The 22,617-nt window shown below is 73.2% G+C and carries 22 protein-coding genes; 13 read left to right on the forward strand and 9 right to left on the reverse strand.

From position 1 onward, the window contains the following. Positions 1 to 41: 41 nt before the first annotated feature. The 3 genes from Psi01_RS12290 to Psi01_RS12300 are packed head-to-tail and all read left to right on the forward strand — an operon-like array spanning position 42 to position 2,845. Positions 42 to 962, forward strand: coding sequence for a carbohydrate ABC transporter permease (locus Psi01_RS12290; RefSeq protein ID WP_204064107.1), 921 nt, complete (start codon positions 42 to 44; stop codon positions 960 to 962). 1 nt (position 963) lies between these two features. Continuing rightward, a complete protein-coding gene (locus Psi01_RS12295; RefSeq protein ID WP_204064108.1) occupies positions 964 to 1,896 on the forward strand; it encodes a carbohydrate ABC transporter permease in 933 nt (310 codons plus the stop codon). A 1-nt stretch (position 1,897) separates the two neighbouring features. Further along, a complete protein-coding gene (locus Psi01_RS12300) occupies positions 1,898 to 2,845 on the forward strand; it encodes a glycoside hydrolase family protein (RefSeq protein WP_204064109.1) in 948 nt (315 codons plus the stop codon). On the opposite strand, the gene Psi01_RS44090 is transcribed toward Psi01_RS12300, so the two are convergent. Further along, a complete protein-coding gene (locus Psi01_RS44090) occupies positions 2,829 to 2,957 on the reverse strand; it encodes a hypothetical protein (protein WP_275424520.1) in 129 nt (42 codons plus the stop codon). The genes Psi01_RS12300 and Psi01_RS44090 overlap by 17 nt on opposite strands. A gap of 56 nt (positions 2,958 to 3,013) precedes the next feature. On the opposite strand from Psi01_RS44090, the gene Psi01_RS12305 reads away from it, so the two are divergent. The 5 genes from Psi01_RS12305 to Psi01_RS12325 all read left to right on the forward strand — a co-directional run bounded on the left by Psi01_RS12305 (position 3,014) and on the right by Psi01_RS12325 (position 7,966). After that, on the forward strand, positions 3,014 to 3,832 hold the full coding sequence (locus tag Psi01_RS12305) for a S1C family serine protease (protein WP_204064110.1): 819 nt from the start codon (positions 3,014 to 3,016) through the stop codon (positions 3,830 to 3,832). A gap of 47 nt (positions 3,833 to 3,879) precedes the next feature. Beyond that, entirely contained in the window at positions 3,880 to 4,869 is a 990-nt protein-coding gene (locus tag Psi01_RS12310) for an AAA family ATPase (RefSeq protein WP_239127554.1), read from the forward strand. Between the two features lie 3 nt (positions 4,870 to 4,872). Beyond that, positions 4,873 to 5,781 carry a DUF58 domain-containing protein gene (locus Psi01_RS12315; protein ID WP_204064111.1) on the forward strand — a complete coding sequence of 303 codons (909 nt, stop codon included), beginning with the start codon at positions 4,873 to 4,875 and terminating at the stop codon, positions 5,779 to 5,781. 64 nt (positions 5,782 to 5,845) lie between these two features. Beyond that, positions 5,846 to 6,922 carry a VWA domain-containing protein gene (locus Psi01_RS12320; protein ID WP_239127555.1) on the forward strand — a complete coding sequence of 359 codons (1,077 nt, stop codon included), beginning with the start codon at positions 5,846 to 5,848 and terminating at the stop codon, positions 6,920 to 6,922. After that, a complete protein-coding gene (locus Psi01_RS12325) occupies positions 6,923 to 7,966 on the forward strand; it encodes a VWA domain-containing protein (RefSeq protein WP_204064112.1) in 1,044 nt (347 codons plus the stop codon). 21 nt (positions 7,967 to 7,987) lie between these two features. Here Psi01_RS12325 and Psi01_RS12330 read toward each other — a convergent pair whose 3' ends face one another. Genes Psi01_RS12330 through Psi01_RS12340 form a run of 3 tightly spaced genes read right to left on the reverse strand, consistent with a single transcriptional unit; the run spans position 7,988 to position 10,678 of the window. Beyond that, the gene (locus Psi01_RS12330) at positions 7,988 to 8,845 is read right to left on the reverse strand and encodes a class I SAM-dependent methyltransferase (RefSeq protein WP_239127557.1); all 858 of its coding nucleotides are present in this window, start codon (positions 8,843 to 8,845) and stop codon (positions 7,988 to 7,990) included. 52 nt (positions 8,846 to 8,897) lie between these two features. Further along, positions 8,898 to 10,064 (reverse strand): acyl-CoA dehydrogenase family protein, encoded by a 1,167-nt coding sequence (locus tag Psi01_RS12335; RefSeq protein WP_239127558.1) that lies wholly within the window; start codon positions 10,062 to 10,064, stop codon positions 8,898 to 8,900. Next, a complete protein-coding gene (locus tag Psi01_RS12340; protein ID WP_204064254.1) occupies positions 10,061 to 10,678 on the reverse strand; it encodes a flavin reductase family protein in 618 nt (205 codons plus the stop codon). Before Psi01_RS12340 ends, Psi01_RS12335 begins: the two co-directional genes overlap by 4 nt. Before the next feature lie 189 nt (positions 10,679 to 10,867). Between Psi01_RS12340 and Psi01_RS12345 the strand changes: the two genes are divergently transcribed. Both Psi01_RS12345 and Psi01_RS12350 read left to right on the forward strand, forming a co-directional pair. Beyond that, positions 10,868 to 12,022, forward strand: coding sequence for a thiolase C-terminal domain-containing protein (locus Psi01_RS12345; protein ID WP_204064113.1), 1,155 nt, complete (start codon positions 10,868 to 10,870; stop codon positions 12,020 to 12,022). A 28-nt stretch (positions 12,023 to 12,050) separates the two neighbouring features. Next, positions 12,051 to 12,437: a Zn-ribbon domain-containing OB-fold protein gene (locus Psi01_RS12350; RefSeq protein ID WP_204064114.1), complete on the forward strand. Its 387-nt coding sequence runs from the start codon at positions 12,051 to 12,053 to the stop codon at positions 12,435 to 12,437. Between the two features lie 35 nt (positions 12,438 to 12,472). On the opposite strand, the gene Psi01_RS12355 is transcribed toward Psi01_RS12350, so the two are convergent. The 3 genes from Psi01_RS12355 to Psi01_RS12365 form a co-directional block, all read right to left on the reverse strand. After that, the gene (locus Psi01_RS12355) at positions 12,473 to 14,509 is read right to left on the reverse strand and encodes a serine/threonine-protein kinase (RefSeq protein ID WP_204064115.1); all 2,037 of its coding nucleotides are present in this window, start codon (positions 14,507 to 14,509) and stop codon (positions 12,473 to 12,475) included. Next, positions 14,509 to 16,506, reverse strand: a complete 1,998-nt coding sequence (locus Psi01_RS12360) for a serine/threonine-protein kinase (RefSeq protein ID WP_204064116.1) — start codon at positions 16,504 to 16,506, stop codon at positions 14,509 to 14,511. Before Psi01_RS12360 ends, Psi01_RS12355 begins: the two co-directional genes overlap by 1 nt. Positions 16,507 to 16,718: 212 nt before the next feature. Beyond that, entirely contained in the window at positions 16,719 to 17,051 is a 333-nt protein-coding gene (locus Psi01_RS12365; protein ID WP_204064117.1) for a hypothetical protein, read from the reverse strand. Positions 17,052 to 17,186: 135 nt separating this feature from the next. Between Psi01_RS12365 and Psi01_RS12370 the strand changes: the two genes are divergently transcribed. From Psi01_RS12370 to Psi01_RS12380, 3 genes are all read left to right on the forward strand, one after another. Beyond that, positions 17,187 to 17,933 carry a GntR family transcriptional regulator gene (locus Psi01_RS12370; protein WP_204064118.1) on the forward strand — a complete coding sequence of 249 codons (747 nt, stop codon included), beginning with the start codon at positions 17,187 to 17,189 and terminating at the stop codon, positions 17,931 to 17,933. Between the two features lie 214 nt (positions 17,934 to 18,147). Continuing rightward, positions 18,148 to 18,762, forward strand: a complete 615-nt coding sequence (locus Psi01_RS12375; protein ID WP_204064119.1) for a GNAT family N-acetyltransferase — start codon at positions 18,148 to 18,150, stop codon at positions 18,760 to 18,762. A gap of 43 nt (positions 18,763 to 18,805) precedes the next feature. Further along, entirely contained in the window at positions 18,806 to 19,480 is a 675-nt protein-coding gene (locus Psi01_RS12380) for a copper homeostasis protein CutC (protein WP_204064120.1), read from the forward strand. A 21-nt stretch (positions 19,481 to 19,501) separates the two neighbouring features. Here Psi01_RS12380 and Psi01_RS12385 read toward each other — a convergent pair whose 3' ends face one another. Beyond that, positions 19,502 to 20,677: a DUF6986 family protein gene (locus tag Psi01_RS12385; protein WP_204064121.1), complete on the reverse strand. Its 1,176-nt coding sequence runs from the start codon at positions 20,675 to 20,677 to the stop codon at positions 19,502 to 19,504. Positions 20,678 to 20,754: 77 nt separating this feature from the next. Next, on the reverse strand, positions 20,755 to 22,524 hold the full coding sequence (locus Psi01_RS12390) for a tetratricopeptide repeat-containing diguanylate cyclase (RefSeq protein WP_204064122.1): 1,770 nt from the start codon (positions 22,522 to 22,524) through the stop codon (positions 20,755 to 20,757). Positions 22,525 to 22,617: the final 93 nt, after the last annotated feature.

A 22,617-nucleotide genomic window follows, 5' to 3' on the forward strand; every position in this document is an offset into this window, starting at 1 on the left:
ACCCGGACGCCGGCCACGGCGACCGGGCACGGGAGGTCCGCATGACCGCACGACCCGGGACGTCCCCCGGACGGAGCAGGACGCACGCCCGCGCGATCGAACGGCGCTCCGCCTGGGCCTTCGTCACCCCCGCGCTGTTCCTGCTGATGCTCTTCCTCGGCGTCCCCGCGCTGCTCGCGCTGGGCCTGAGCTTCACCAACGCGAGGCTCATCTCCCCGAACGCGCCGGAGTTCACCGGACTGGAGAACTACGTCCGCGCCTTCACCAGCGACCCGGTCTTCCTGCGCTCGCTGCTGAACACCTTCTACTTCGCCGCGGTCGTGGTGCCGGTGCAGGCGGGCCTCGGCCTGGCCCTCGCACTGCTGGTCAACCAGCGCATCCGCGGGGTCAACATCTTCCGCACCGTCTTCTTCCTGCCCGTGGTCACCTCCATGGTCGTCGTCTCCATCCTGTGGACGTTCATGTACCAGGAGGACGGCCTGATCAACTCCATGCTCAGCCGTATGACCGGCGGCCTGGTGGAGGGTACGGCCTGGCTGCAGCAGCCCTCCACCGCCATGCCCGCGATCATCATCCTCTCGGTCTGGCAGGGCGTCGGGTTCCACATGGTGATCTGGCTGGCCGGGCTGCAGACGATCCCCGCGGAGCTGTACGAGGCCGCCACCGTGGACGGCGCGGGGGCCTGGCAGCGCTTCCGCAACGTCACCTGGCCGGGACTGCGGCCCACGCTGGTCTTCGTCCTGGTCACCATCACCATCGCCGCCTTCGGCCTGTTCGTGCAGATCGACGTCATGACCCGGGGCGGTCCGCTCGACTCCACCACCACGATCATCTTCCACGCCGTCAGGAAGGGCTTCCGGGAGCAGGAGGTCGGCTACGGCGCCGCCCTGTCCCTCATCTTCTTCGTCCTCGTCCTCATCGTGTCGCTCATCCAGCGGCGTCTGACCAGGGAGAACACCTGACATGGCCACGATCGACCAGGCGCCGGGCGCCGCGGTGACCGCGTCCCGCACGCGGGAGGCGGGCCCGCGGGCGTCCGGGCGCGTCCCGCTGTACCTGCTGCTCGTCCTGCTCTCGCTCTTCTTCCTGTTCCCCGTCGTCTTCATGCTGGTCTCCAGCCTCAAACCGGACGACCAGATCTTCCAGGACCTCGGAAGCGGGGCGGCCTTCCTGCCGGTGGGGGAGCTCAGCCTGGACAACTACGCGGGGGTGTTCGACCGGGTGCCCGCGATCCGCTTCCTGCTCAACTCCGTCTTCGTCACCGTCGTCACCGTCCTGCTCGGCCTGTTCGTCAACAGCCTGGCCGGCTTCGCGCTGTCGCGGATGGAGTGGCGCGGGCGCAAGCTGATCCTCGCGCTGGTCATCGCCACGCTGATCATCCCCTTCGAGACCGTGGCGCTGCCGATGGTCTACTGGGTGGCCAAGCTGCCGTGGCTGGAGTTCGAGGGACTGCGCCCGGTGATCGAGCAGGGCTGGCTCAACTCCTACCAGGTGCAGATCCTGCCGTTCGTCGCCAACGCCTTCTCCATCTTCCTGTTCGCCCAGTACTTCGGCTCGATCCCCAGGTCCCTGGACGAGGCCGCCCGGGTGGACGGCTGCGGCTGGTTCCGCATCTACCGCAAGGTCGTCGTCCCCCTGTCCGGCCCGGTGTTCGCCACGGTCGCCATCCTGACCTTCCTGCCGGTGTGGAACTCCTACCTGTGGCCGCTGATGGTGGTTCAGGAGGAGAGCAAGCGGCCCGTCATGATCGGCGTGCAGTACTTCAACCAGCTCACCCCGGCCTGGGGGGAGACCATGGCCTACTCGACGCTGATCACGATCCCGGTGCTGGTGGTGTTCCTGTCCTTCCAGCGCGCCTTCGTGCGCAGCATCGCCGCATCGGGGGTGAAGGGCTGAGATGGCACTGCGACTGCCCGACCACTGGGTGTGGGACAGCTGGACGGCGGAGGAGGGAGAGCGCAAGCACCTGTTCTTCCTGCGGGCCTCCCGGGCGCTGCTGGACCCCGAGCTGCGTCACCGGCGGGCGAGCATCGGGCACGCCGTCTCCGCCGACTGGCGCTCATGGACGCTCCTTCCGGACGCCCTCGTGCCCGCCGAGCCGGACGCCTGGGACGACCTGGCCACCTGGACCGGGTCCGTGGTGCGCGACGGCGAGGGCTGGCGCATGTTCTACACGGGCGTCGGCCGGGCCGATCACGGCCTGGTCCAGCGCATCGGCAGCGCCGTCTCCGACGACCTGGTCACCTGGCACCGCGACCGCGCGATGCCGGTCCTGGAGGCCGACCCGCGCTGGTACGAGCGGCTCGACCCCGGTTCCTGGACGGACGAGGCCTGGCGTGACCCGCACGTCTTCCGCGACCCCGGCGGGGACGGCTGGCACATGCTCGTCACCGCCCGCGCGAAGCTGGGACCCGCCGACGGCCGCGGGGTGATCGGCCACGCCCGCAGCCCCGACCTGCGGCACTGGGAGGCGGGCCCACCGCTCAGCGCGCCCGCGGGCTTCGGCCATCTCGAAGTGCCCCAGGTCCGCCGCGTCTGCGGGCGCACCGTCCTGGTCTTCTCCTGCCGGCCCCGGGAGATGGCGCCGGAGCACCCCCTGGCCCGCGCCGACCCGCCCCCCGGCGTCTGGACGGCTCCCGCCGCCGGTCCGACCGGCCCCTTCGACATCGCCGGGGCGCGGCCGCTGCGGGCCGGCAGCCTGTACGCCGGGCGGCTGATCGTCGAACCGGACGGCGGGCCGGCCCTGCTCGGGTTCCGCGACATGGAGGACGGCCGCTTCGTGGGGGAGATCGCCGACCCCGTGCCGGTCTTCCTCGACGGCGACCTTCTCACGACCGGCCGGTGACCGGCTCCCGCCGGGACCGGTCGTCGGCGGCGAGCGCGAGACCCGCGCCCGCCGCGGCGGTCAGCAGGAAGGCCGCCCGGAAGTCCGGATGGCCGGGCGGAGCGTTTCTCATGAAGTTCCCAGGTGAAGTTTGTAGCACTTTCGACTGAGATTTATGACTATGGGGCGATGGAGCGCGTGCCGCAGGAGGCCGGTACGGCTGAGGCTCAGGGGGCTCAGGTAGCTCAGGGGGCCGTGGCCGGGAGAGCTCGGCGGTTCGCCGCCGGGGGTGTCGCGCTCGTCCTCGTGGCGGTGCTGGCGTACTGGCTGGGAGGCCGCGGCGGGAGCGGCGAAGTGGCCGGGTCCGCGCCGAGCGCGACGCCGACGCCCAGTGCGACGCTCACGGTGGCCGACGTCTACAAGAGGGTCGGGCCGTCGGTGGTGGTCATCCGGGCCGGGAAGTCGCTCGGAACCGGGGTGATCGCGGCCGAGGACGGGACGATCCTGACGGCGCACCACGTCGTCAAAGGCGCCGAGGACGTCACCCTGACGTTCGCCGACGGCACCAGGTCGAAGGCCGTCGTCGCGTCGTCGAACCCCAGGCGCGACGTCGCGACCCTCAGGCCCGCGCGACTGCCGGAGATCGTCGTTCCGGCGACGCTCGGCGGCGCGGTGGCCGTGGGCGCGCCCGTCGTGGCGATCGGCAATCCGCTGGGCCTGACCTACAGCGTCTCCACCGGCGTCGTGTCGGGTCTCGACCGGACCGCCGGCCGGGCCTCGGAGGACGGCGAGCTGAGCGGGCTCATCCAGTTCGACGCCTCCGTCAACCCGGGCAGCTCCGGCGGCCCCCTCCTGGACGCCCGCGGCCTGGTCATCGGGATCGTCGTCTCGATCGCCGACCCGGGAGGCGACGAGGCGTTCGCCGGCATCGCGTTCGCGGTGCCGATCGGCGTCGCTCTGGGCGGCGGCGAAGGCGACGGTCCGCCGGGCGACGGGCCCCTGATCTGACCGAAGCCGACCGGAACCGTCCGAAGCGTCAGGAGAAGGAACACCATATGACCTCGACCAAGTATCCCGAGCCGGCCCATCCGCTCGAACACGTGCTGTTCGAGGTCAAACGCACCATCGTCGGGCAGGACGTCCTGCTGGAGCGCATGGCCGTCGCGCTGATCGCCGACGGTCACCTGCTGGTGGAGGGCGTGCCGGGCCTGGCCAAGACGCTCGCGGTGAGGTCGCTGGCCGCCGCGATCGCCGGGAGTTTCCAGCGCGTGCAGTTCACCCCCGACCTGGTGCCCGCCGACCTCGTGGGCACCCGGGTCTACCACCAGCACTCCGGGGAGTTCCGGACCGAGCTCGGCCCGGTGTTCGCCAACCTGCTGCTGGCCGACGAGATCAACCGCGCCCCCGCCAAGGTGCAGAGCGCCCTGCTGGAGGTGATGCAGGAGCACCAGGTGACGATCGGCCGTGAGACGTTCCGGGTGCCCGAGCCGTTCCTGGTCATGGCGACGGAGAACCCGATCGAGTCGGAGGGCACCTATCCGCTGCCCGAGGCGCAGGTCGACCGTTTCATGATGAAGGTGGTCGTCGACTATCCGACGCAGCCCGAGGAGCAGGCGATCGTCGAGCGGGCGCTGCGCCCGCCGGAGCCGCCGCAGCCGATGGTGACCACCGAGGAGCTGATCGCGATGCGGGCCCGCGCCCAGCAGGTGTACGTCGATCCGGCGATCGTCGACTACGCGGTACGGCTGGTCGCCGTGACGCGTTCCCCCGCGACGGCCGGGCTCGGCGAGCTGGAACGGTACGTCACCTACGGGGCGAGCCCGCGGGCGTCCATCGCGCTCGTCACCGGCGCCCGGGCGCTGGCGTTCCTGCGCGGCCGCGACTACGTCCTGCCGCACGACCTGTCCGAGCTCGCGCTCGACGTGCTGCGCCACCGCCTCGTGCTGTCCTACGAGGCCCTCGCGGACGACGTCGACGCCGACACGATCATCAACAGGGTGCTCGGGGCCGTACGCGCGCCCGACGTCGTCCTGCAGAACCGCTGAGCCATGGCCACCGCCCCAGAGAGACTCCTGCTCCGCCTGGAGTGGAAGGTCGTCCGCAGGCTCGACGGCCGGCTCCAGGGCGACCACCGCACCGCGCACCGCGGCTCCGGGATCGACTTCACCGGGGTGCGCCCGTACAGCGAGGGCGACGACGCCCGCCACATCGACTGGAACGTGACCGCACGGTTGGACGAGCCGCATCTGCGCGTGTTCACCGAGGACCGCGAGCTGACGGTGTGGCTCGTGCTCGACCGGTCGGCGTCGATGGCGGCCGGCCGGCCCGGACGCGGCAAGCACGACGTGCTCGCCGAGCTCGCGCTCGTCCTCGCCCGGCTGTTCGGCCGGGGCGGCAACCGCGTCGGCGCCCTGCTGTTCGACACCGGGATGCTGCGCGTCGTGCCGCCCGGCACCGGCCGGCGGCACGCGCTGCGGATCGGCGCCGAGCTGGAACGCACCGCGGAACGCGCCACAGGACGCACCGCCGGGGCGCGCGGCGGCGCCACCACCGACCTGGCGGAGATGCTCGACGCGGCCGGTCGGCTCGCGCGCCGCCGCGCGCTCGTCGTCGTGCTGTCGGACTTCATCGGCGAGGGCGACTGGGAACGCGCGCTGCAGCGCCTGGTCCGGCGGCACGAGGTGGTCGCCCTGCGGATCGTGGACATCGCCGACGACGTTCTGCCCGAGGCCGGGCTGATCGTGGTCGAGGACGCCGAGACCGGCGAGCAGCTCGTCGTCGACTCCGCCGACCCGCTGCTGCGGGTCCGCTTCCGCGAGGCCGTCGACGCCCGCGACGCCCGGCTCACGACGGGCATGCGCCGGGCCGGGGTGCCCGTCCACCGCATCGACACCGACCGCGACCTGGCCGAGGCCCTGGTCGAGGTCGTCACCCGGACCCGGGACCGGTCGCCGTGACCGGGTTCTTCGCGGTCGCCGGTGGGGCCGGAGGGGGGAGCTTCATGACCCGGATCGTCAGCGGATGCGGCGCCTCGGCCGCGAGGTCGGCGAGGTCGGCGAGGTCGGCGGGGGAGGGCCCCATGACCGGGATCGTCAGCGGATGCGGCGCCTCGGCCGCGAGGTCGGCGAGGTCGGCGGGGGAGGCCCCATGACCCTGTCCTCTCCGTTGCTGCTGGTCGTCGGGCTGCTCGTCACGGCGGCGCTCGCCTGGGCGGTCGTCGTCTCGGCGCGCCGCCGGACGGCCGCGCTGGCCGCGGCCGGTGTCGCCGTGCCGGGCGGCCGCAGGACGTACCTCGGAACCGGCCTGACGGTCGCCGGCGTCGGGGTGCTCGCGGTCGCCACCGCCGGACCGGCGGCGATGGTGCCGGTCCCGCGGACCGCGGGCACCGTCATCCTCGCCGTCGACGTCTCCAACAGCATGGGGGCCGACGACGTCGCGCCCACCCGGCTGGCGGCCGCGCAGCGGGCGGCCCGCGCGTTCGTGACGGCGCAGCCCGACAGCGTGGACATCGGGGTCGTCGCGTTCGAGCGGGGGGCGCTCACCACCGCGCGGCCCGACGCCGACCACTCCAAGGCGCTCGCGGCCATCGACCGGCTGAAGATCACCGGTGGCACCTCGCTGGCCACGGCCATCACGGGCTCGCTGTCGGCGATCACGGGCAAGCCGGTGGCCGTCGGCCGCGACGGCACCGCGCCCGACATCGGCTACTGGCCGTCGGCGACGATCGTGATGTTCTCCGACGGCCAGAACCAGGGCGCGGACGTCGAACAGGCCGCCGCCGTGGCCCAGCGGGCGGGCGTCCACATCCACACCGTCGGGGTCGGCACCACGGCCGGGGCGACGGTCACGGTCGAGGGTTACCGCCTGCAGACCTCGCTGGAGGAGGAGACCCTCACCTTGATCGCGCAGACCACCGGCGGCGCCTACCATCCCGCCTCCGACGTCGCGCGGCTCGACGGGATCGCCGACACGATCGATCTGCGGCTCACCGTCTCCGACGAGCCGCTGCCCCTCGCCGGCGGGCTGATCGGCCTCGCCCTCGCGCTGCTCACCGCAGGGGCGGCGCTCACCGTGCTCCGATCCGGACGGGTGATCTGAATGACGTTCTCATGGCCGTGGGCGCTGTCGTCCGTCCTGATCATTCCGCTGATCTTCGTCATCCGCGAGTGGGCGCGGCGCCGCCGCCGCAAGGCCGCCGTGCGCGTCACCTCGATCGCGCTCGTCCGCAGCGCCCTGCCCGGCCGTACGCGCTGGAGGAGGAAGATCCCCGCGGCGCTGTTCGTCGCCGGGCTCGCGCTGCTCACGGTCGGGGCCGCGCGACCGCAGGCGTCGATGCCGGTGCCGCGGACGTCGGCGACGATCCTGCTCGCGCTCGACACCTCCGGCTCCATGTGCTCCACGGACGTCGATCCCAACCGCATCACCGCCGCCAAGAAGGCCGCCGCCGAGTTCATCGAGTCGCAGCGGGGCGGGCCGCGCATCGGCCTGGTCACCTTCGCGGGCACCGCGGGCCTGCTCGTCCCGCCCACCGACGACACCGACTCGCTGATCGAGGCGCTGGACGGCCTGACCGTGGCCCGCGGCACCGCGATCGGGCAGGCCATGCTCACCTCGATCGACGCGATCGCGGAGGTCGACCCGTCGGTCGCCCCCAGCGGGGCGACCCCCGGCGACGGCGAGGGCGACGCCAGTGCCGCGATCATCGTGCTCACCGACGGCGCCAACACCCAGGGCGTCGACCCCCGGATCGCCGCCCGGGAGGCGGCCCTGCGCCGCGTCCGCGTCTTCACCATCGGTTTCGGCACCACGAACCCGTCCCCGATGGTGTGCGAGAACTCCCAGTTCGACGGGCGCGGTTTCGGCGGCTGGGGCGGCCGCGGCAGATTCGACAGAGGCCGCAACATCCGCATGATCGACGAGCCCGCGCTCAAGCAGATAGCCCAGACCACCGGCGGCTCCTACCACCGCGCCGAGAACGCCGACCAGCTCCAGAGCGCTCTGAACGCCCTGCCCGGCAGCTTCACCGTCATCCACCAGCGGGTCGACGCGGCCGCCGCCTTCGCCGCCGGCGGCGCCGTCCTCATCACCGCGGCCCTGTCCCTGTCCCTGTGGTGGAACCGCCCCCGGGCCCCGGCCCGCTGAGCCGCCCGCCGGTTCCGCGGCTCAGAACCGATAGCGCAGGATGCGGCCCACGTCCCGCAGGCCGGGGATGTGCCTCAGCACCCGCATCTGGATCCGGCCGGCCAGGGGGAGCAGGTCCAGGCCGGGCATGTCGACGCTGCGCAGGGCGTCGAGGCACTCCAGCCCGTCGTGCCAGCCCTCGATCTCGTGCGGGTCGTCGACGCCCCAGTGCAGCGTCGAGCCGGACCTGCGCACCGCGGGCACCAGCTTCTGCATCCGGATGCCCATCGTCCCGTAGACGTCGAAGAGCAGCTGACCGCCGGGGAAGCGCCCGGTGATCCGCTGGATCAGCCGTCTGCCGTCCTCCTTGCGCAGGTACATCGTCAGGCCCTCGAAGATGGCCACGGCCGGGCGGTCGGCGGGTATTCCGTCGAGCCACCCGTCGTCGGTCACCGAGGCGCCGATCGTCCGGTAGTCGCCCTCGGGGCGCGGGAGCAGCCGCTCGCGCAGTTCGACGACCTCGGGGTAGTCGACGTCGAACCACCGGGCCGACGGGGGCGGGCCGAGCCGGTGCACGCGGGTGTCGAGGCCGCAGGCCAGGTGCAGCACCGTGGCCCCGGGGTGGGCGGCGAGGAACTCGGCGGTCCACTCGTCGAGCTGCCTGGCGCGCAGCGCGACACCGGCGGCGGTGGTGCCGGTCATCCCCGTCTTACGGAAGTCGTAGTCGATGCGGCGCACCGCCCTGACGGCCTCGCGGTCGTGCAGGATCGACCTCGGTGAGCGGCTGTCGAGCGCTCTGCCGTACAGCGTGGCGAGCATGGTCTCCTGAGTGCCGCTGAGGGTGATCTTCTCGCGGTCCATGGCTCTCCGGTCGTCGTGCCGCCGGTGACTGCGGATCACGATACCCGCCTCCGCGGGGAAGTCCCAGGGAGAGATCCGCAGGAGCGCGCCCTCAGTTCCTGGGGAGGCCGAGGGTGCGTTCGGCGATGATGTTGCGCTGGATCTCGCTGGACCCGGCGTAGATGGTGTCGGCCCGGCTGAACAGATACAGCCGCTGCAGGTCGTTCAGCTCGTACGGCGGGCCGTCGGCGACCAGCCCCGCCCTGCCCTGTGCGGCCTGCGCCAGCTCGCCCAGCCGCCGGTGCCACTCCGACCAGTAGAGCTTGGCGATCGAGACCTCGGGGCCCGGCTCCCCGGCCGACAGGGAGGTCATCGTGCGCAGCGCGTTCAGGCGCATGATCCGCAGCTCCAGCCACGATTGGACCAGCCGGTCGCGCAGGACCGGGTCCTCGGCCGCGCCGGTGCGCCGGGCGGTCTCCACGACCCCGGCGAGCTCCCGCTGGAAGCCGATCTGCTGGCCCAGCGTGGAGGCGCCGCGCTCGTAGCCGAGGGTGGCCATCGCGATCCGCCAGCCGTCGCCGGGCGCGCCCAGGATGTCGGCGGCGGCCGTACGTGCCCCGTCGAAGAAGACCTCGTTGAACTCGCTCGTGCCGGTCAGCTGGACGATGGGCCGGACCTCGACGCCCGGCTGGTCCATCGGGACCAGCAGGTAGGACAGCCCCCGGTGCCGCTGCGAGCCGGGCTCGGTGCGGGCCAGGACGAAGCACCAGTCGGCGACGTGGGCCAGCGAGGTCCACACCTTCTGGCCGGTGATCACCCACTCTCCGCCCTCCAGGCGCGCCCGGGTCTGCACGTTCGCCAGGTCGGATCCGGCCTCCGGCTCGGAGTAGCCCTGGCACCACAGCTCCCGGCCGAGCCGGATCGGCGGCAGGAAGCGCCGTTTCTGCTCCTCGGTGCCGTAGTCGATGATCGTGGGCCCGATGAGGCCCTCACCGATGTGCCCGACCCGGGCCGGGGCCGCCGCCCGGGCGTACTCCTCGTGGAAGGCGACCTGCTCGGCGAGGGCGGCGTCGCGCCCGCCGTGCTCCTTGGGCCAGCCCAGGCAGGTCCATCCGGCCTCGCCGAGCCGCCGCTCCCAGGCCAGGCGCACCTCGTGGCCCTCGTGCTCGCGGCCGGGCCCGCCCAGCCCGCGGGCGTGGGCGAACTCCCCGCTCAGGTGCTCCTCCAGCCAGGAGCGGATCTCCCGGCGGAAGTCCTCGGTCATCCGGGGACCGGTCATGTGAGGAAGCGGCCGTAGCCGCCGCGGAAGAACACCAGCGGGCCCCGGTCGCCGTGGATGTCGAGCTGGTGGACGCGGGCCACGACGATGACGTGGTCGCCGGCCGGGTACTCCGCCTCGACGGAGCAGTCGATCCAGGCCAGGGTGCCGCCGATCACCGGGTTGCCGCCGGGGGAGGCGGTCCAGTCGAGACCGGCGAACTTGTCGCCGCCCCTGCTGGCGAGCGCCGTGCAGACCGGCTGCTGGTGCTCGGCCAGGACGTTCACCGTGAGCGTCGCGGCGGCGCGCACGCGCGGCCACGACGTGCTGGTGTGGGCCACGCAGAACGCCACGAGGGGCGGGTCGAGCGAGACCGAGGTGAAGGAGTTGGCGGCCAGGCCGCAGGGCTCGCCCGTCGCGGGGTCGATCGCGGTGATGGCCACGACGCCGGTGGCGAAGTGCCCGAGCACGGATCGGAACCGGTTTCCGTCCACGGCGGAGCCGCGGTCGCCGGATCCGTCGGACAGGCCTGGGGAGAGGCCGTTGCGCATGGCGGCTCCGTTGACGGTGGGCCCGTGCCCGTTCTGGTGGGCACGCGGGTGGCCGTGCAGCAGTCGCGCCGCGTGGGTGCTCATGGTCACGTTCCGCCTCCTCATTCGCGCCCGGTCGGCCCCCGAGGGGATGGTGACGGCCAGTCTTGCAGCGTGCCGTCCTCTTCATATTACCAAGCGCTTGCTTGGATGGTAGGGGAGGGCCGGAAAAAGTGCTTCGTTGACACGCGAGATCCGCCCGATCTAGCCTCTGGCCAAGCGCTTGCTTGATTTATGGGGGTGCGCGTGGCGGGATTCCGGGACCGCACGGCCGTCGCGGGCGTCGGCTACACCCGGTTCTCCAAGGACTCCGGGGTCAGCACGCTGACCCTCGCCTGCGAGGCGATCCTGGCCGCCCTGGAGGACGCCGGTCTGACGGCCGACGACGTGGACGGCCTGGCCACCCACCGGGTCGGCGACTCCGCCGCCCCGTCGGTGGTCGGCCCCGCCCTCGGCGTCGACGAGCCCGCCTGGCACCTCGACCAGTTCGGCGGCGGCAGCGTCTCCCACGCGGTGATCGGGCAGGCCGCGCTCGCGGTCGCGGCCGGGGTGGCGGAGACGGTCGTCTGCTACCGGGCGATCAACGCGCGGTCGGAGTTCCGGATGGGCGGGACGGGGCGGGCGCTGCCGGTCAGTCCGGAGGTGCAGTACCAGGCGCCGTACGGCTACGTCGCGCCGCCGCAGCAGTACGCGATGTTCGCCCGCGCCCATATGACGAAATATGGAACTAAGGAGGAGCACTTCGGGCAGCTCGCCGTACGGCAGCGGGCCAGCGCCGTGAAGAACCCCCGGGCGCTGATGCGCACCCCGATCACGCTCGACGACTATCTCGCCAGCCGCTGGATCGCCGAGCCGTTCCGGCTGCTCGACTGCTGCCTGGAGACCGACGGCGCCTGCGCGCTGGTCGTGACCTCCGCCGAGCGGGCCCGGGACCTGCGCCGCCCGCCGGTGCTGATCTCCGCGGCGACCTGGGGCGGCGGGGACTCCTTCCTGTCCGGGGGCGGCGGCGACGTCACGGTGACCGCGGCGGCGGAGATGGCCCCGCGCCTGTACCGGCAGGCGGGCCTCGGGCCGGCCGAGATCGACGTGGCCGAGATCTACGACTGCTTCACCTACTCGGTGATCGTCCAGCTGGAGGACTACGGCTTCTGCGCCAAGGGGGAGGGCGGGCCGTACGCGGCCTCCGGCGCGGGCGTCCCGGTCAACACGCACGGGGGGTTCCTGTCGGAGGGGTACGTGCACGGGATCAACCACGTCGCCGAGGCCGTCTCGCAACTGCGGGGCGAGGCGGGGGACCGGCAGGTGGACGGCGCGGAGGTGGCCCTGTCCACCGCCCAGCCCGGCTACATCCTGCCCGCCACCTCCGCCCTGATCCTCAGGAAGGGGTGACCCCGTGCCGGCGGAGGCGGGAGGCCCCGTGCGCCCGGTGACCGACCGCGACTCGGCGGCCTGGTGGGAACGGGTCCGCGCGGGCGAGTTCGTCGTCCAGCGGTGCGACTCCTGCGGCACGCGGCGCTTCCCGGCCCGCGCCTACTGCCACCGCTGCCGCACCGCGGGGTGGGGCTGGGAGCCGGTGGAGCCCGCCGGGCGGATCGAGAGCTGGATCGTCAGCCACCAGCCGTTCCTGCCGGGGGTGCGGGAGCCGTACGTCGTGGTGATGGTACGGCTGGCCGACGCGCCCGAGTGCGTGATGTACGGCAACTGGCGCGGTGGGGAGCCCCCGCGGGCCGGGCAGCGCGTCGAGGCGGTCTTCACCGCGGTGGACGACGGGCTCACACTGATCGACTGGCGCCCGGCGGGCTGACCGCCCGGCGCCGCCATCGTGGGCGCCGTGAGCGCCTACTTCGCCGTGTACCACATCGAGATCTTGTCGATCTCGGCGGCGGGGCCGTCGGCGAGCACCCGGACGGCCTTCCCCGACAGGTCGAGCATGACGACCTCGGAGACCTTCCTCCCCTTCCGGGTGGCCAGCAGGTGCTCCGCGCCCAGCCAGCCGTGCACCGTGGTCCGCTCGCCGGTCCGCAGCCGGGCCTCGCGCGTGCCCGAGCGGTAGTCCCAGACGCACGTGTCCTTCGGCGCGTCCGGGCAGGCGGTCAGGAACCGCCCGCCCCCGGCGGTGGCCACGGCCCCGCCCCAGAGCAGGTCGCCCACGCCGGGAATGGTCCGCCGCAGCGTGCCGTCCAGCCCGTGCACCAGGGCCGCGCCGCCGGGACCCCGCTGCATCACGGTGCCGGATTCGGGGCCCCACATGTAGGGGTGGCCGGTCGCGGGCATCCGGGTGACGCGCGCGGTGCGCCCGGCCGGGTCCACCACCACGAAGCCGACGCGCGGCGCGTCGTCCCTGGCCTCGGCGTGGACGGTGAGCAGGACGCGGGTGCCCTCGCGGTTCCAGGAGAGGCCGCCGGTGAACAGCGGCCGGTCCACGGTGCGGATGTCGTAGGAGTCGCCGGAGGCGCGGTCCTCGATGTGGACGCGGTCGTAGTCGAGCGTGAACAGGCGCAGGGCCGAGAGCGAGGCGACCGCGCGCCCGCCCGGGGCCGCCTCCATCTCCTGCCGCGGCTCCACGACGGCCTGGAAGGCGCCCGAGCGGGGATCCCGCAGGAACCAGGGCGCGTCCTTCGTACGCCGGTCCTGGTAGGCCGAGACCCACATCCCGTCGGAGGGGGCCTCGTGCAGCGTCACCCCGGAGCCGGGGACGGGGGTCCGTGTGGCCGGCTCGGCCGCCATGGCCGGCGGGGTGACGAGGGCGGCCGAGGAGGGCGGAGACGTGGACGGGGAGGAGGACGGCGGGTCGTCGGCCGCCAGGAGGCGGGCGGTCACCAGGCCGCCCGCGGCCAGCGCGACCGCCAGCGCGGCCGCCACCGCCACGGCCCGCCCGGGCCGCCGCGCCCGTTCCCGGGCGGGCGCCTCCCCGTACGGCGGCGCGGTGCCGCTCTTCTCAGGCGGGGCGTCCGGCGCTGTTCGGGGACCCCCCTCGGGCGGGGCGTCCGGCACGGCCCGGCGGCTCCCCTCGGGGAGGATCTCCCGCGCGGGCACCTGCCCGCCCAGCAGGCGCATCAGGGCGCCCGCCGCGGTGGGCCGCCGGGCCGGGTCCTTGTCCAGGCAGGCGGTCACCAGCTCGCGCAGCTCGCCGTCCAGCCCTTCCGCCCCGCCCAGGTCCGGCGGCTCGTTCAGGATCCGGTTGATCACCACGGGGGTCGGCCCGGTCCCGAACGGCGGCCTGCCGGTGGCGGCGCAGACGACGGTGCAGGCCCAGGCGAACATGTCCGCGGGCGGCCCGGCCTCCGCCCCGCCGAACTGCTCCGGCGCCATGTACGGCGGCGTGCCGACCAGCTCGCCGTCGTCGGCGGCGGCGTCCAGCAGCCGGGCGATCCCGAAGTCGATCACCCGCGGCCCGTCCCGGCCGAGCAGCACGTTGGCCGGTTTGAAGTCCCGGTGCACCACCCCGGCCTGATGGACGGCGGTCAGCGCGGTGAGCGTGCCGAAGACCAGCCGGACCAGCTCGGCCCCGCGCAGCGCGCCGCGCTCCTCGATCACCTGGGCCAGGCTCGGCCCGTCGACGTACTCGGTGACGAGGTACGGCAGGCCGCCGGCGACCCCCGAGTCCACCACCTGGGCGGTGCAGAACGCCCGGACCCGGCGGATCAGCTCGGCCTCGGCGAGGAACGGGCCCAGGTCGCCGGCCGCGTGCCGGTGGAGCACCTTGACCGCGACGCGCCCGCCCCCGGCCGGCTCCGCGGACCCCGCGGGTCCCACCGGCTCCGCGAGCTCCGCGAGGTAGACCACGCCCTGCCCGCCCGCGCCGAGCCTGCCGAGCACGCGGTAGCCCGCCGGAAGCTCGGGATCCCCTGAGGAGGGATTCGTGACGGAGGGCATCAGCTCGGGGCGACCGGGTCGAACCTGAGGACGGCCTCGTTCTCCCTGGGCGTCTCGGCCAGCACGCGCTCCACGGCGCCGTCGAGGGCGACGAGCTGGTACCGGGTGCCCTTCCTGTGCGGGACCCGCACGATGACGTGCTGCTCGTTGAACCAGCCGGCCGGCTGCGTCTTCGCGGGCACGGTGACGGTCGCCCGCCGCTCGCCCGTCTCGGTGTTCCAGACGCAGAGGCTCCCGTCGCCCTTGGGGCAGTAGGTGGCGAACAGCGCGCCGGAGGGGGAGAACCAGGAGGTGCCCTGCGGGCCGCCCACCCAGTGCAGGGACCTGGCCACCCGCCCGGAGGTGTCGTAGACGTTGATCCCGATCCGCTTGCCGTCCGAGAACCCGCGGGCGATCCGGCCGTCGGGCATGAAGCTGAACGGTCTGGCCGCATCGTCGAAGTACTCGGCCTGCACGGCGGTGGCCGTACGGGCGACCGGGTCGACGAGCACGAAACCGGTGATCAGATTCTTCTCCGCGTCGAGGATCGACAGCAGCAGCCGGGAGCCGTCGCGCGACCAGACCGGGAACATCGTCCGCAGGGGCTTCTTGACCGTGGCGACCGCGAACTGCCCCCCGCCGGACGGGTCGCTCAGCCGTATCCGGTCGTGGTCTGAGCCGACGAACTTGATGAACGGGTTCAGCGCCACCCACCTGCCGTCCGGGGACGGCACGGCCTCCTCGGCCGTGCCGATCTGGCGGAAGCTCCCGGACCGCTCCCGCAGGTAGGACGTGAACGGCTGCCCGGCCAGCAGATAGGCGCTGATCTTGACGGGGTCGGAGGGGTGCTCGTGGACGGTGACGGAGGTGCCGGCGAGCTTGACCTCCGTGTTCGGTTTCTCGACCTTCGTCCAGACCGCGTCGGTCGGCTGCGCCGTCGCGACGGGCCGGGCGGCGGTGGGCCCGGGGGCCGGCGAGCCGCCGGGCGCGGACGGGACCGCCGCGGCGGCCCGCCGGATCTCCGCCGGTCTCGGCGGCGCCACCAGGTACACCGCCGCGCCGGAGACGACGGCCACCGCCAGGAAGGCCCCGCCCAGGACCAGCGCGCGCCGGCCGCGGCCTCCGGACGGCGCGGCGGGCGGGGCGGCCGGTGGGGTGGCCGGTGGGGTGGCCGGCGGCGCGGCCACCCGTCCGGTGGTGATGGCCGTGGCGGCCTCCAGGAGTGAGTCCTCGCCGATCAGCCGGAGCAGCACCGTGCTTGCGGTGGGCCGGTCCGCCGGGTCCTTGGCCAGGCACTCCGCCAGCACGGCGCCCAGTTCCCCGGGGACGGCGGCGAGGTCCGGCTCGTCGTTCAGGACCCGGTTGACCGTCTCGGCCACCGTGTCTCCCGCGAACGGGGTGGTGCCGCCCGCGGCGAACGCCACCGTCGCCGCCCAGGCGAACACGTCGGCCTGCGCGGCGGGCGGGGCGCCGTCCAGCTGTTCGGGCGCCTGGTAGGCGGGCAGCCCGACGGGCCTGGTCGGGACGCCCTCCACGGCCGCCAGCGCCGAGACGAACCCGAAGTCCACGACGACCGGGCCGCCGGGTCCCAGGACGACCGTCTCCGGCCGGATGTCGCCGTGCACGGCGCCGGCCCGGTGGACGGCGGCCAGCGCGGCCATCGTGCCGATGGCGAGCCGGTCCAGGGCCGCGCCGCGCAGGGTCCCCTCCGCCGCGACCGCCTCGGCCAGCGTCGGTCCCTCGACGTGCTCGCTCACCATGTACGGCCGGTCGCCGTACATCCCGCCGCCCATCACCTGTGCCACACCGAACGCCGAGACCCCGCGCAGCGGGTCCACGGTCCGCAGGAAGCGCCCGGGGTCCGCGCCGGGCGGCAGCAGCCTGATCACCACCCGCTTCCCGGAGGGGTCCTCGGCGAGGTAGGCCTCCTGCGACCGGGCGCCGCCGGCGCCGCCGGTGATCCGGTATTCCGCGAACTCATGGGGGTCGGCCGGGTTCGGTGGTACGGCGTGCGGCATGGGGAATGCCCCCGTCTCCCGATGAGGCAGCCGGTCGATCATCCATTATGGGCGCGCGGCACCGGGGAGAGAAGCCCGCCGTACGGTCCCGTACGCGGGCGGGGGCTGAACGCGGAAACGCGCCCTGGCGGGCGTGGGGGACCCGCCAGGACGCGTTCCGTCCCCGCGCGGCGGGACGAGGACCCCGGCGAGGGATGGGGTCCTCGAACCGGCTAGTCGCGCAGGGAGTCGGTGGGGATGAAGGCCGTGGTCTCCGGGTCGTCCTCCGGGGCCGGCCGCCGGTAGTGCCGCGAGATCAGACGTGCGGCTCCGACCGGATCGTCCGCCGGATGTGAGACCTCGTGCCCGTCTTCATGCCATACGAACAATCCGTTCTTGCACCACACGGTCAGATCGGTCAGCACCGAAAGCACGGACATTCCCGTCCCGTTGCTCTGGTAGGTGTGGGTGAATCCCTGGCGATGCAACGCGTAGCGCAGTAAACGAGTCGCCTCGCAGGGATCTCGCCAGGGCAGGTACGGCATGCCCGTCGGGACCGACAGCACTGGCACTCACCCCCTGCCGACCTTTCGATGGATTTGTACCAACGATTGGATGATGCGGCTCCTGGGAGGCTGGGTCAAGGGGCTGTTCCCCACTAGAACCAGATCGTCTAGTTTTGTTGGAATAAAGGGGACTTAATGGCACGGTCGACGCTGTACCAATTGGTGGCCTCAGAACTTCGGAGGACCATCTACTCCGGCGTGCTCGGGCCGGGGGATCAGCTGCCGACCGAGGCGGAGCTCATGTCGGCCCACCAGGTGAGCCGCAACACCGTCCGGCTCGCCCTCGGTGAGCTGGTCAACGAGGGCCTGGTGACCCGCACCCCGCGCCGGGGCACCGTGGTCAGGGAGCGCCGCCCGCTGCTCATCCACCCGCAGCGCGAGCTCCAGCCCCAGCCGGGGGAGACCAGGGAGGCCTTCGCCTGGGCGGTCTCCCAGGAGGGTCGCGCGCCCAGCCAGGACATCGAGGTCTCCATCGTGCACCCGCCCGAGGAGATCGCCAGCAGGCTGGAACTGCCCGACGACGAACTGGCCGTGGTCCGCCGCCGGCTGCGGTACGTGGACGGCCAGCCGTACAACACGAACGACTCCTACTTCCCGCTCGCGCTGGTCTCCGGCTCGGAGATCGCCCGGCCCGGCGACATCGGGCGCGGGGCCAACCGCGTGCTGGAGGAGCTCGGCCATCCGCAGGTCAGGGTGGTGGACGACATCTGGGCCCGGATGCCCACGAGTTCGGAGAGCGAGCGCCTGCAGCTCCAGCTCGGCACGCCGGTCGTCGTCTACGTCCGCGTCGGATACGACGAGGAGGGCACGCCCGTGCGCGTCGCGGTGTCCGTGCTCCCGGCGGACAAGCACCTGATCAGGTACGAGCTGGAGAGCCGTTGAGGTCTCCGTGGCCGCCCTGACGTGGCGGCCCCCGCCTCGTCCGCGCCGCGGACGGGCACTGGACCGTCCCCGCGACACGGACGGGCACGGTCCCCTCTTCCTCCGTTTCGCCTCGGGACCCTAGCGACCCCGCGGCCAGGCATGGACGCCGTGCGCCACTGACCGGCCACTGTCCGTGTCAACTCGTGTACCCAACGCAACGAAGGGATGAATCATGCACTCGAACACCGCTGATCTCGTAATGCCCCGGCGGCTCACGTTGCGCAGAGCGACGGAGGACGACCTCCCGGCCGTGCTGGAGCTCCTGGCGGAGACGGCCGCGTGGCTGAACGCCCGCGGGGTCCGTCAGTGGCCCGTCGGCGGCTTCCCCGCGGTGCGCATCGTCCCGCTGATCGGGGAGGGTGTCATGTACCTGCTGGACGGCGAGGACGGCCCGGCCGCGACCCTGGCTCTCGACGGCGGCGCCGACCCCGAGTTCTGGACGCCCGCGGACCGGCCGGACGCGGCCCTGTACGTCCACAAGCTGGCGGTGGCGCGCAGCCACTCCGGCCGGGGACTGGGCGAGGCGCTGCTCGACTGGGCGGGCCTGCGCGTGCTCGCCGCGGGCCGGCGGTGGCTCCGGCTGGACTGCGCCAAGGACAATCCGGGCCTGCAGGACTACTACCGGCGGCAGCGCTTCACCCACCTGCGTACGGTGGACCTGCCGCACCGCGCCTCGGGAGCCCTGTTCCAGCGGGCGGGAGGCCTCCGCGGCGGCCTCCCCGGAAGCCCCCTGCCGTTCGTCGACCGGCGCGGTACGGCGGTGGAGCCGGTGGTGGAGCATGTCTGATCCAGGGCGATCCCAGGACAAAGTCATCGGATAGCCTCGCTTCATGACCGGATCGCTGCTTGAGGTGATAGCGCTCGACGTGCGTGATGCCGTCGCGGCGGAGGAGGGCGGCGCGGACCGTCTGGAGATCGTCGCCGACATGACGTCCGACGGCCTCACCCCGGCGGTGGAGACGGTCGCGGCGATCTCCAGGGAGTGCACGCTGCCGCAGATGGTGATGCTGCGCGCCGAGGCCTCGTTCCTGGCCGCCCCCGAGACGCTGGAGGTCCTGCGGCGCGACGCCAAGGCCCTGGCGGAGGCGGGGGCGGCCGGGTTCGTGTTCGGTTTCCTCGACGACGGGGGAGCGGTGGACCTGGCCGCCACCGAGGCGATGATCCACGCGGTCGCCCCGCTGCCCTGGACGTTCCACCGGGCGGTGGACCACGCGGCCGACGTGCAGGCCGGCTGGCGGGCCGTGCGCCTGCTGCCCAACCTGGCCACCGTGCTCACCGCGGGCGCGCCCGGCGGGGTGGGCGAGGGCCAGGCGGTGCTCAAGACCCGTTGCGAGGCCGGTGACGGGCCCCTGATCCTGGCGGGCGGCGGGCTGCGGCCCGGTCACGTGCCCGCCCTGCTGGAGTACGGCGTGCGCGCCTTCCACGTCGGCAGCGCCGTACGGACCTCGTGGTCCGACCCGGTCGACCCCCTCATGGTCCGCCGGTGGCGTGACCTGATCGACTGACGGCTCCCGGGGAGCCGGCGCTCACCCGCCGCCGAGCGCGAGATCCGCGCGGCGCAGCGCCGCGGCCATCGTCTTGACCGTCGCCGGCTCGTCCATCACCCCGCCGCCCGCCTCGCGCTGCTCCTGCCAGGCCCGCACCCGGTGGGAGAACTCGGCGTAGTGACGCAGGTGGAAGGCGTAGACCGCGGCGTAGCGGCTGACGAGGTGCGAGGGGTGCATGTCCCAGCCCTGGTAGAAACCGTGGCGCAGGGAGTGCCCGACCAGCTCGGCGTGGCGCGCCCACAGCGCGTGCACGTCGGGTCCGGAGTCGGAGGCGGGGGAGGCGGCCAGCGAGCCGTCCGACAGCTCCACGCCGGTCCCGGCGAAGGCCGTCTGCATGACGTGCCGGGCGTGGTCGCAGGCGGGGTGGTCCAGCCGCTGTTCGTGCGGCGGGAGCGAGCAGCTCGCGGTGTAGTCGAAGACGCCGAAGTGCGCCGCCGCCAGCCTGCCGCCGAGCGAGGCGGCCAGACCTGTGCCCAGGAAGCCCAGGGTCTGGGTGGCCTCGACCTGGATCTCGAAGCGGAGCGCGCCCTCGGCCAGTCCCAGCCCCTTCTCCAGGGCTCCCAGGCAGTCGGCGAACTGGTACAGGTAGTCCTTCATCAGCACCTTGGGGAAGGTGACCGTGAACCCCTCGGGCAGGCCCCCGGCCCGCTCGGCGACGCCGGTCAGGAACCCGTCCAGCGTCCGCAGGCTCCGGCCGGGGTCGCCGTCGGCGAACGACTTGACCCGCAGCCCCCAGCGGCGCGGGAGCGTCCCGGCCGCGTGCATGGCGGCGACCGCCTCGGCGGCCCCGGCGGCGTGGCCGTCCTCCTCGGCGGGGCGCACGCCGTACCCGTCCTCGAAGTCCACCCGCAGGTCCTCGACCGGGTCCCGGCCCAGCTTGGCGGCCACCCTGCGGTGCACCTCGGCGGCCAGGTCGTCCTCCAGCCCGAGGAGCCCGGCCAGGTCCCCGGGAGCGGCCAGGTGCCGGGCGAACAGGTCGAGCGCCTCACCGCCCCAGCGCGCCACGGTGTCGGCGCCGAACCGGTCGGCCGGCACGTAGACGGTGTGCACCGGCTGCCAGGCGGGGGCCGTGGCCGGATAGAGCTCCGACTGCTCCCGATGGGCTCGCTCGAAGCCCGGGATCAGGGTCAGAGGGTCGGAGAGCGTGACGCGCATGGTGGTGCTCCTCGCGGGCGGACCGGGTCAGAGGCACACTAACGGGTCACCTGCGGTGCCCGTCCCGCACCGGTCCCTCAGCGGACGTGCGGCGGGAGCGGGATGTCGCGGTGGCGGCGGCGTTCGGTCAGGGCGGTGCCGGAGGTGGCGCAGACCCGGTTGCGGCCCTTGTGCTTGGCCGTGTACAGGTTCGCGTCGGCCAGGGCGAGCAGCTCGGCCTGGGTGCTGTGCGGCTGGGAGGCGGTGACGCCGATGCTCACCGTGACGGGCAGGTCCCCGGTCAGCGACCGCCAGGAGCGCGCGGCGACGGAGGCGCGCAGATCCTCCAGGCGGACCACGGCCTCGGTGGGGGTCATGCCGGTCAGGACGAGGAGGAACTCCTCGCCGCCCATCCGCGCGGCGAAGCCGTTGCAGGAGGGCGTCGCGTCGAGCATCTCGGCCACGGCGACCAGCACCTGGTCGCCCACGTCGTGGGAGCAGGTGTCGTTGATCCGCTTGAAGTGGTCGAGGTCGACGATCGCGACCGTGACCGCGCCGCCGGTCGCGGTGGCCTCGGCGATCAGGGCGGGCAGGTGCTCGTCGACGTAGCGGCGGTTGCGCAGCCCGGTCAGCGGGTCGCGGCGGGCCTGCTCGCGGAAGAGCTCGGCCTCCTGGCGGGCCTCGGTGGCCTCGAACATCGCCTGCCGGGTGCGGGCCTGGGCCTCTCGCTGCTGCGAGGCCAGTTCCTTCTCGAAGGCGTGGTAGGCCTTGTAGGCCTCGAAGGCCTTGCGGTAGTCGCCGGTGGCGGCGTGCAGCTCGGCCTGCTCCTGATGCACCCGCAGGCGGATCCTGAGGTATCCGTGCTCGTCGCACATCGTGCGGCTGAGGTCCAGGCTCTCCTGGGCGTCCTTCGTCGCGCCCATCAGGCGCTGGGCGACGGCCAGGGTCAGCAGCGCCTCGGGGAGCGCGTCGGCCTGCTTCATCTCCTGGGAGTCGTAGATCTGGATGGCCGTCTGCGCGGTCATCACAGCCTCGTCGTATCGGCCGAGCGCGACCTGGACGCGGGCGACGGTGTCCAGCACGGTCGCGTCCAGCTCGAACCTGTGCGTCGTGCTCAGCGCCAGCATGCGCTCGATGACCGCCCAGGCGAGCTCGGGCTTCTCGGCCTCGTACTCGGCGTAGGCGATGTTGTTGAGCACCGTCACGTGGCGCTCCACGTCGATGGTGGCGGCCAGCCGCTCGGCCTGCTGGTAGCGCTCGCGGGAGGCCTCCAGGGAGCCGGTCTCGTCGAGGATGTCCGCGAGCTTCATCAGGTGGTAGACCCGGATGCGGGCGGGGGTGTCCTCGTCGAGGGCCTCCACGGAGGCCACCGTGTGCTCCAGCGCGGAGGCCAGGTCGCCCAGGTCGCGGTGGACCCGGGCCATCAGCAGGTGACTGCGCGACAGCAGCGGCCGGCAGCCGTGGCTGAGGGCCCACTGGTTGATCTGCCAGACGATCGAGACCACCGACGTCAGCTCGCCGCCTCGGACCCGCACGTCGATCTGGATCAGCCGGGCGCGCAGCTCCAGTTCGACCTCGCCGAGCTCCTCGGCGATCCGCTCCAGCTTTCCCGCGCGGTCGTAGGCGGCCTCGATGTTGTAGCCGCTGGTGCCCTCGAGCCTCTCCAGTTCGAGCCGGAGCTGCTCGACGGTGAGCATGTCGGCGGGCAGGGTGGACGTGCAGGGCGCGCCGGAGACACCGGAGACGCCGGGCGTGGCGGGCGGGCCAGGGTCGGCCGCGCGGTCGCCGGAAGCCGGGTACGCCGCGTCGTCCGGGGCGGACGCCCTCGATGCCTGTCCCGGGATCTTGCCTGCCAGAGGTCCATTCACGCAGGCTCCATCGGCCTGCCCGCCACACGCATTAGCGGTTTTCCGAGATAGCCGGAAAAATCACTTACCGTGCCGCGCGGACGGGCCCCGCGC

The sequence above is a fragment of the Paraplanobispora siamensis genome, from assembly GCF_016863175.1.
In the GTDB taxonomy this organism is placed as follows: Bacteria; Actinomycetota; Actinomycetes; order Streptosporangiales; family Streptosporangiaceae; genus Planobispora; species Planobispora siamensis.

Bases quoted from the DNA above. Each gene is read 5' to 3' on its own strand.
- Psi01_RS12290 (WP_204064107.1), top strand. From the start codon at position 42: ATGACCGCACGACCCGGGACGTCCCCCGGACGGAGCAGGACGCACGCC.
- Psi01_RS12295 (WP_204064108.1), top strand. From the start codon at position 964: ATGGCCACGATCGACCAGGCGCCGGGCGCCGCGGTGACCGCGTCCCGC.
- Psi01_RS12300 (WP_204064109.1), top strand. From the start codon at position 1,898: ATGGCACTGCGACTGCCCGACCACTGGGTGTGGGACAGCTGGACGGCG.
- Psi01_RS44090 (WP_275424520.1), bottom strand. From the start codon at position 2,957: ATGAGAAACGCTCCGCCCGGCCATCCGGACTTCCGGGCGGCCTTCCTG.
- Psi01_RS12305 (WP_204064110.1), top strand. From the start codon at position 3,014: ATGGAGCGCGTGCCGCAGGAGGCCGGTACGGCTGAGGCTCAGGGGGCT.
- Psi01_RS12310 (WP_239127554.1), top strand. From the start codon at position 3,880: ATGACCTCGACCAAGTATCCCGAGCCGGCCCATCCGCTCGAACACGTG.
- Psi01_RS12315 (WP_204064111.1), top strand. From the start codon at position 4,873: ATGGCCACCGCCCCAGAGAGACTCCTGCTCCGCCTGGAGTGGAAGGTC.
- Psi01_RS12320 (WP_239127555.1), top strand. From the start codon at position 5,846: ATGCGGCGCCTCGGCCGCGAGGTCGGCGAGGTCGGCGAGGTCGGCGGG.
- Psi01_RS12325 (WP_204064112.1), top strand. From the start codon at position 6,923: ATGACGTTCTCATGGCCGTGGGCGCTGTCGTCCGTCCTGATCATTCCG.
- Psi01_RS12335 (WP_239127558.1), bottom strand. From the start codon at position 10,064: ATGACCGGTCCCCGGATGACCGAGGACTTCCGCCGGGAGATCCGCTCC.
- Psi01_RS12340 (WP_204064254.1), bottom strand. From the start codon at position 10,678: ATGAGCACCCACGCGGCGCGACTGCTGCACGGCCACCCGCGTGCCCAC.
- Psi01_RS12345 (WP_204064113.1), top strand. From the start codon at position 10,868: ATGGGGGTGCGCGTGGCGGGATTCCGGGACCGCACGGCCGTCGCGGGC.
- Psi01_RS12355 (WP_204064115.1), bottom strand. From the start codon at position 14,509: ATGCCCTCCGTCACGAATCCCTCCTCAGGGGATCCCGAGCTTCCGGCG.
- Psi01_RS12360 (WP_204064116.1), bottom strand. From the start codon at position 16,506: ATGCCGCACGCCGTACCACCGAACCCGGCCGACCCCCATGAGTTCGCG.
- Psi01_RS12370 (WP_204064118.1), top strand. From the start codon at position 17,187: ATGGCACGGTCGACGCTGTACCAATTGGTGGCCTCAGAACTTCGGAGG.
- Psi01_RS12375 (WP_204064119.1), top strand. From the start codon at position 18,148: ATGCACTCGAACACCGCTGATCTCGTAATGCCCCGGCGGCTCACGTTG.
- Psi01_RS12380 (WP_204064120.1), top strand. From the start codon at position 18,806: ATGACCGGATCGCTGCTTGAGGTGATAGCGCTCGACGTGCGTGATGCC.
- Psi01_RS12385 (WP_204064121.1), bottom strand. From the start codon at position 20,677: ATGCGCGTCACGCTCTCCGACCCTCTGACCCTGATCCCGGGCTTCGAG.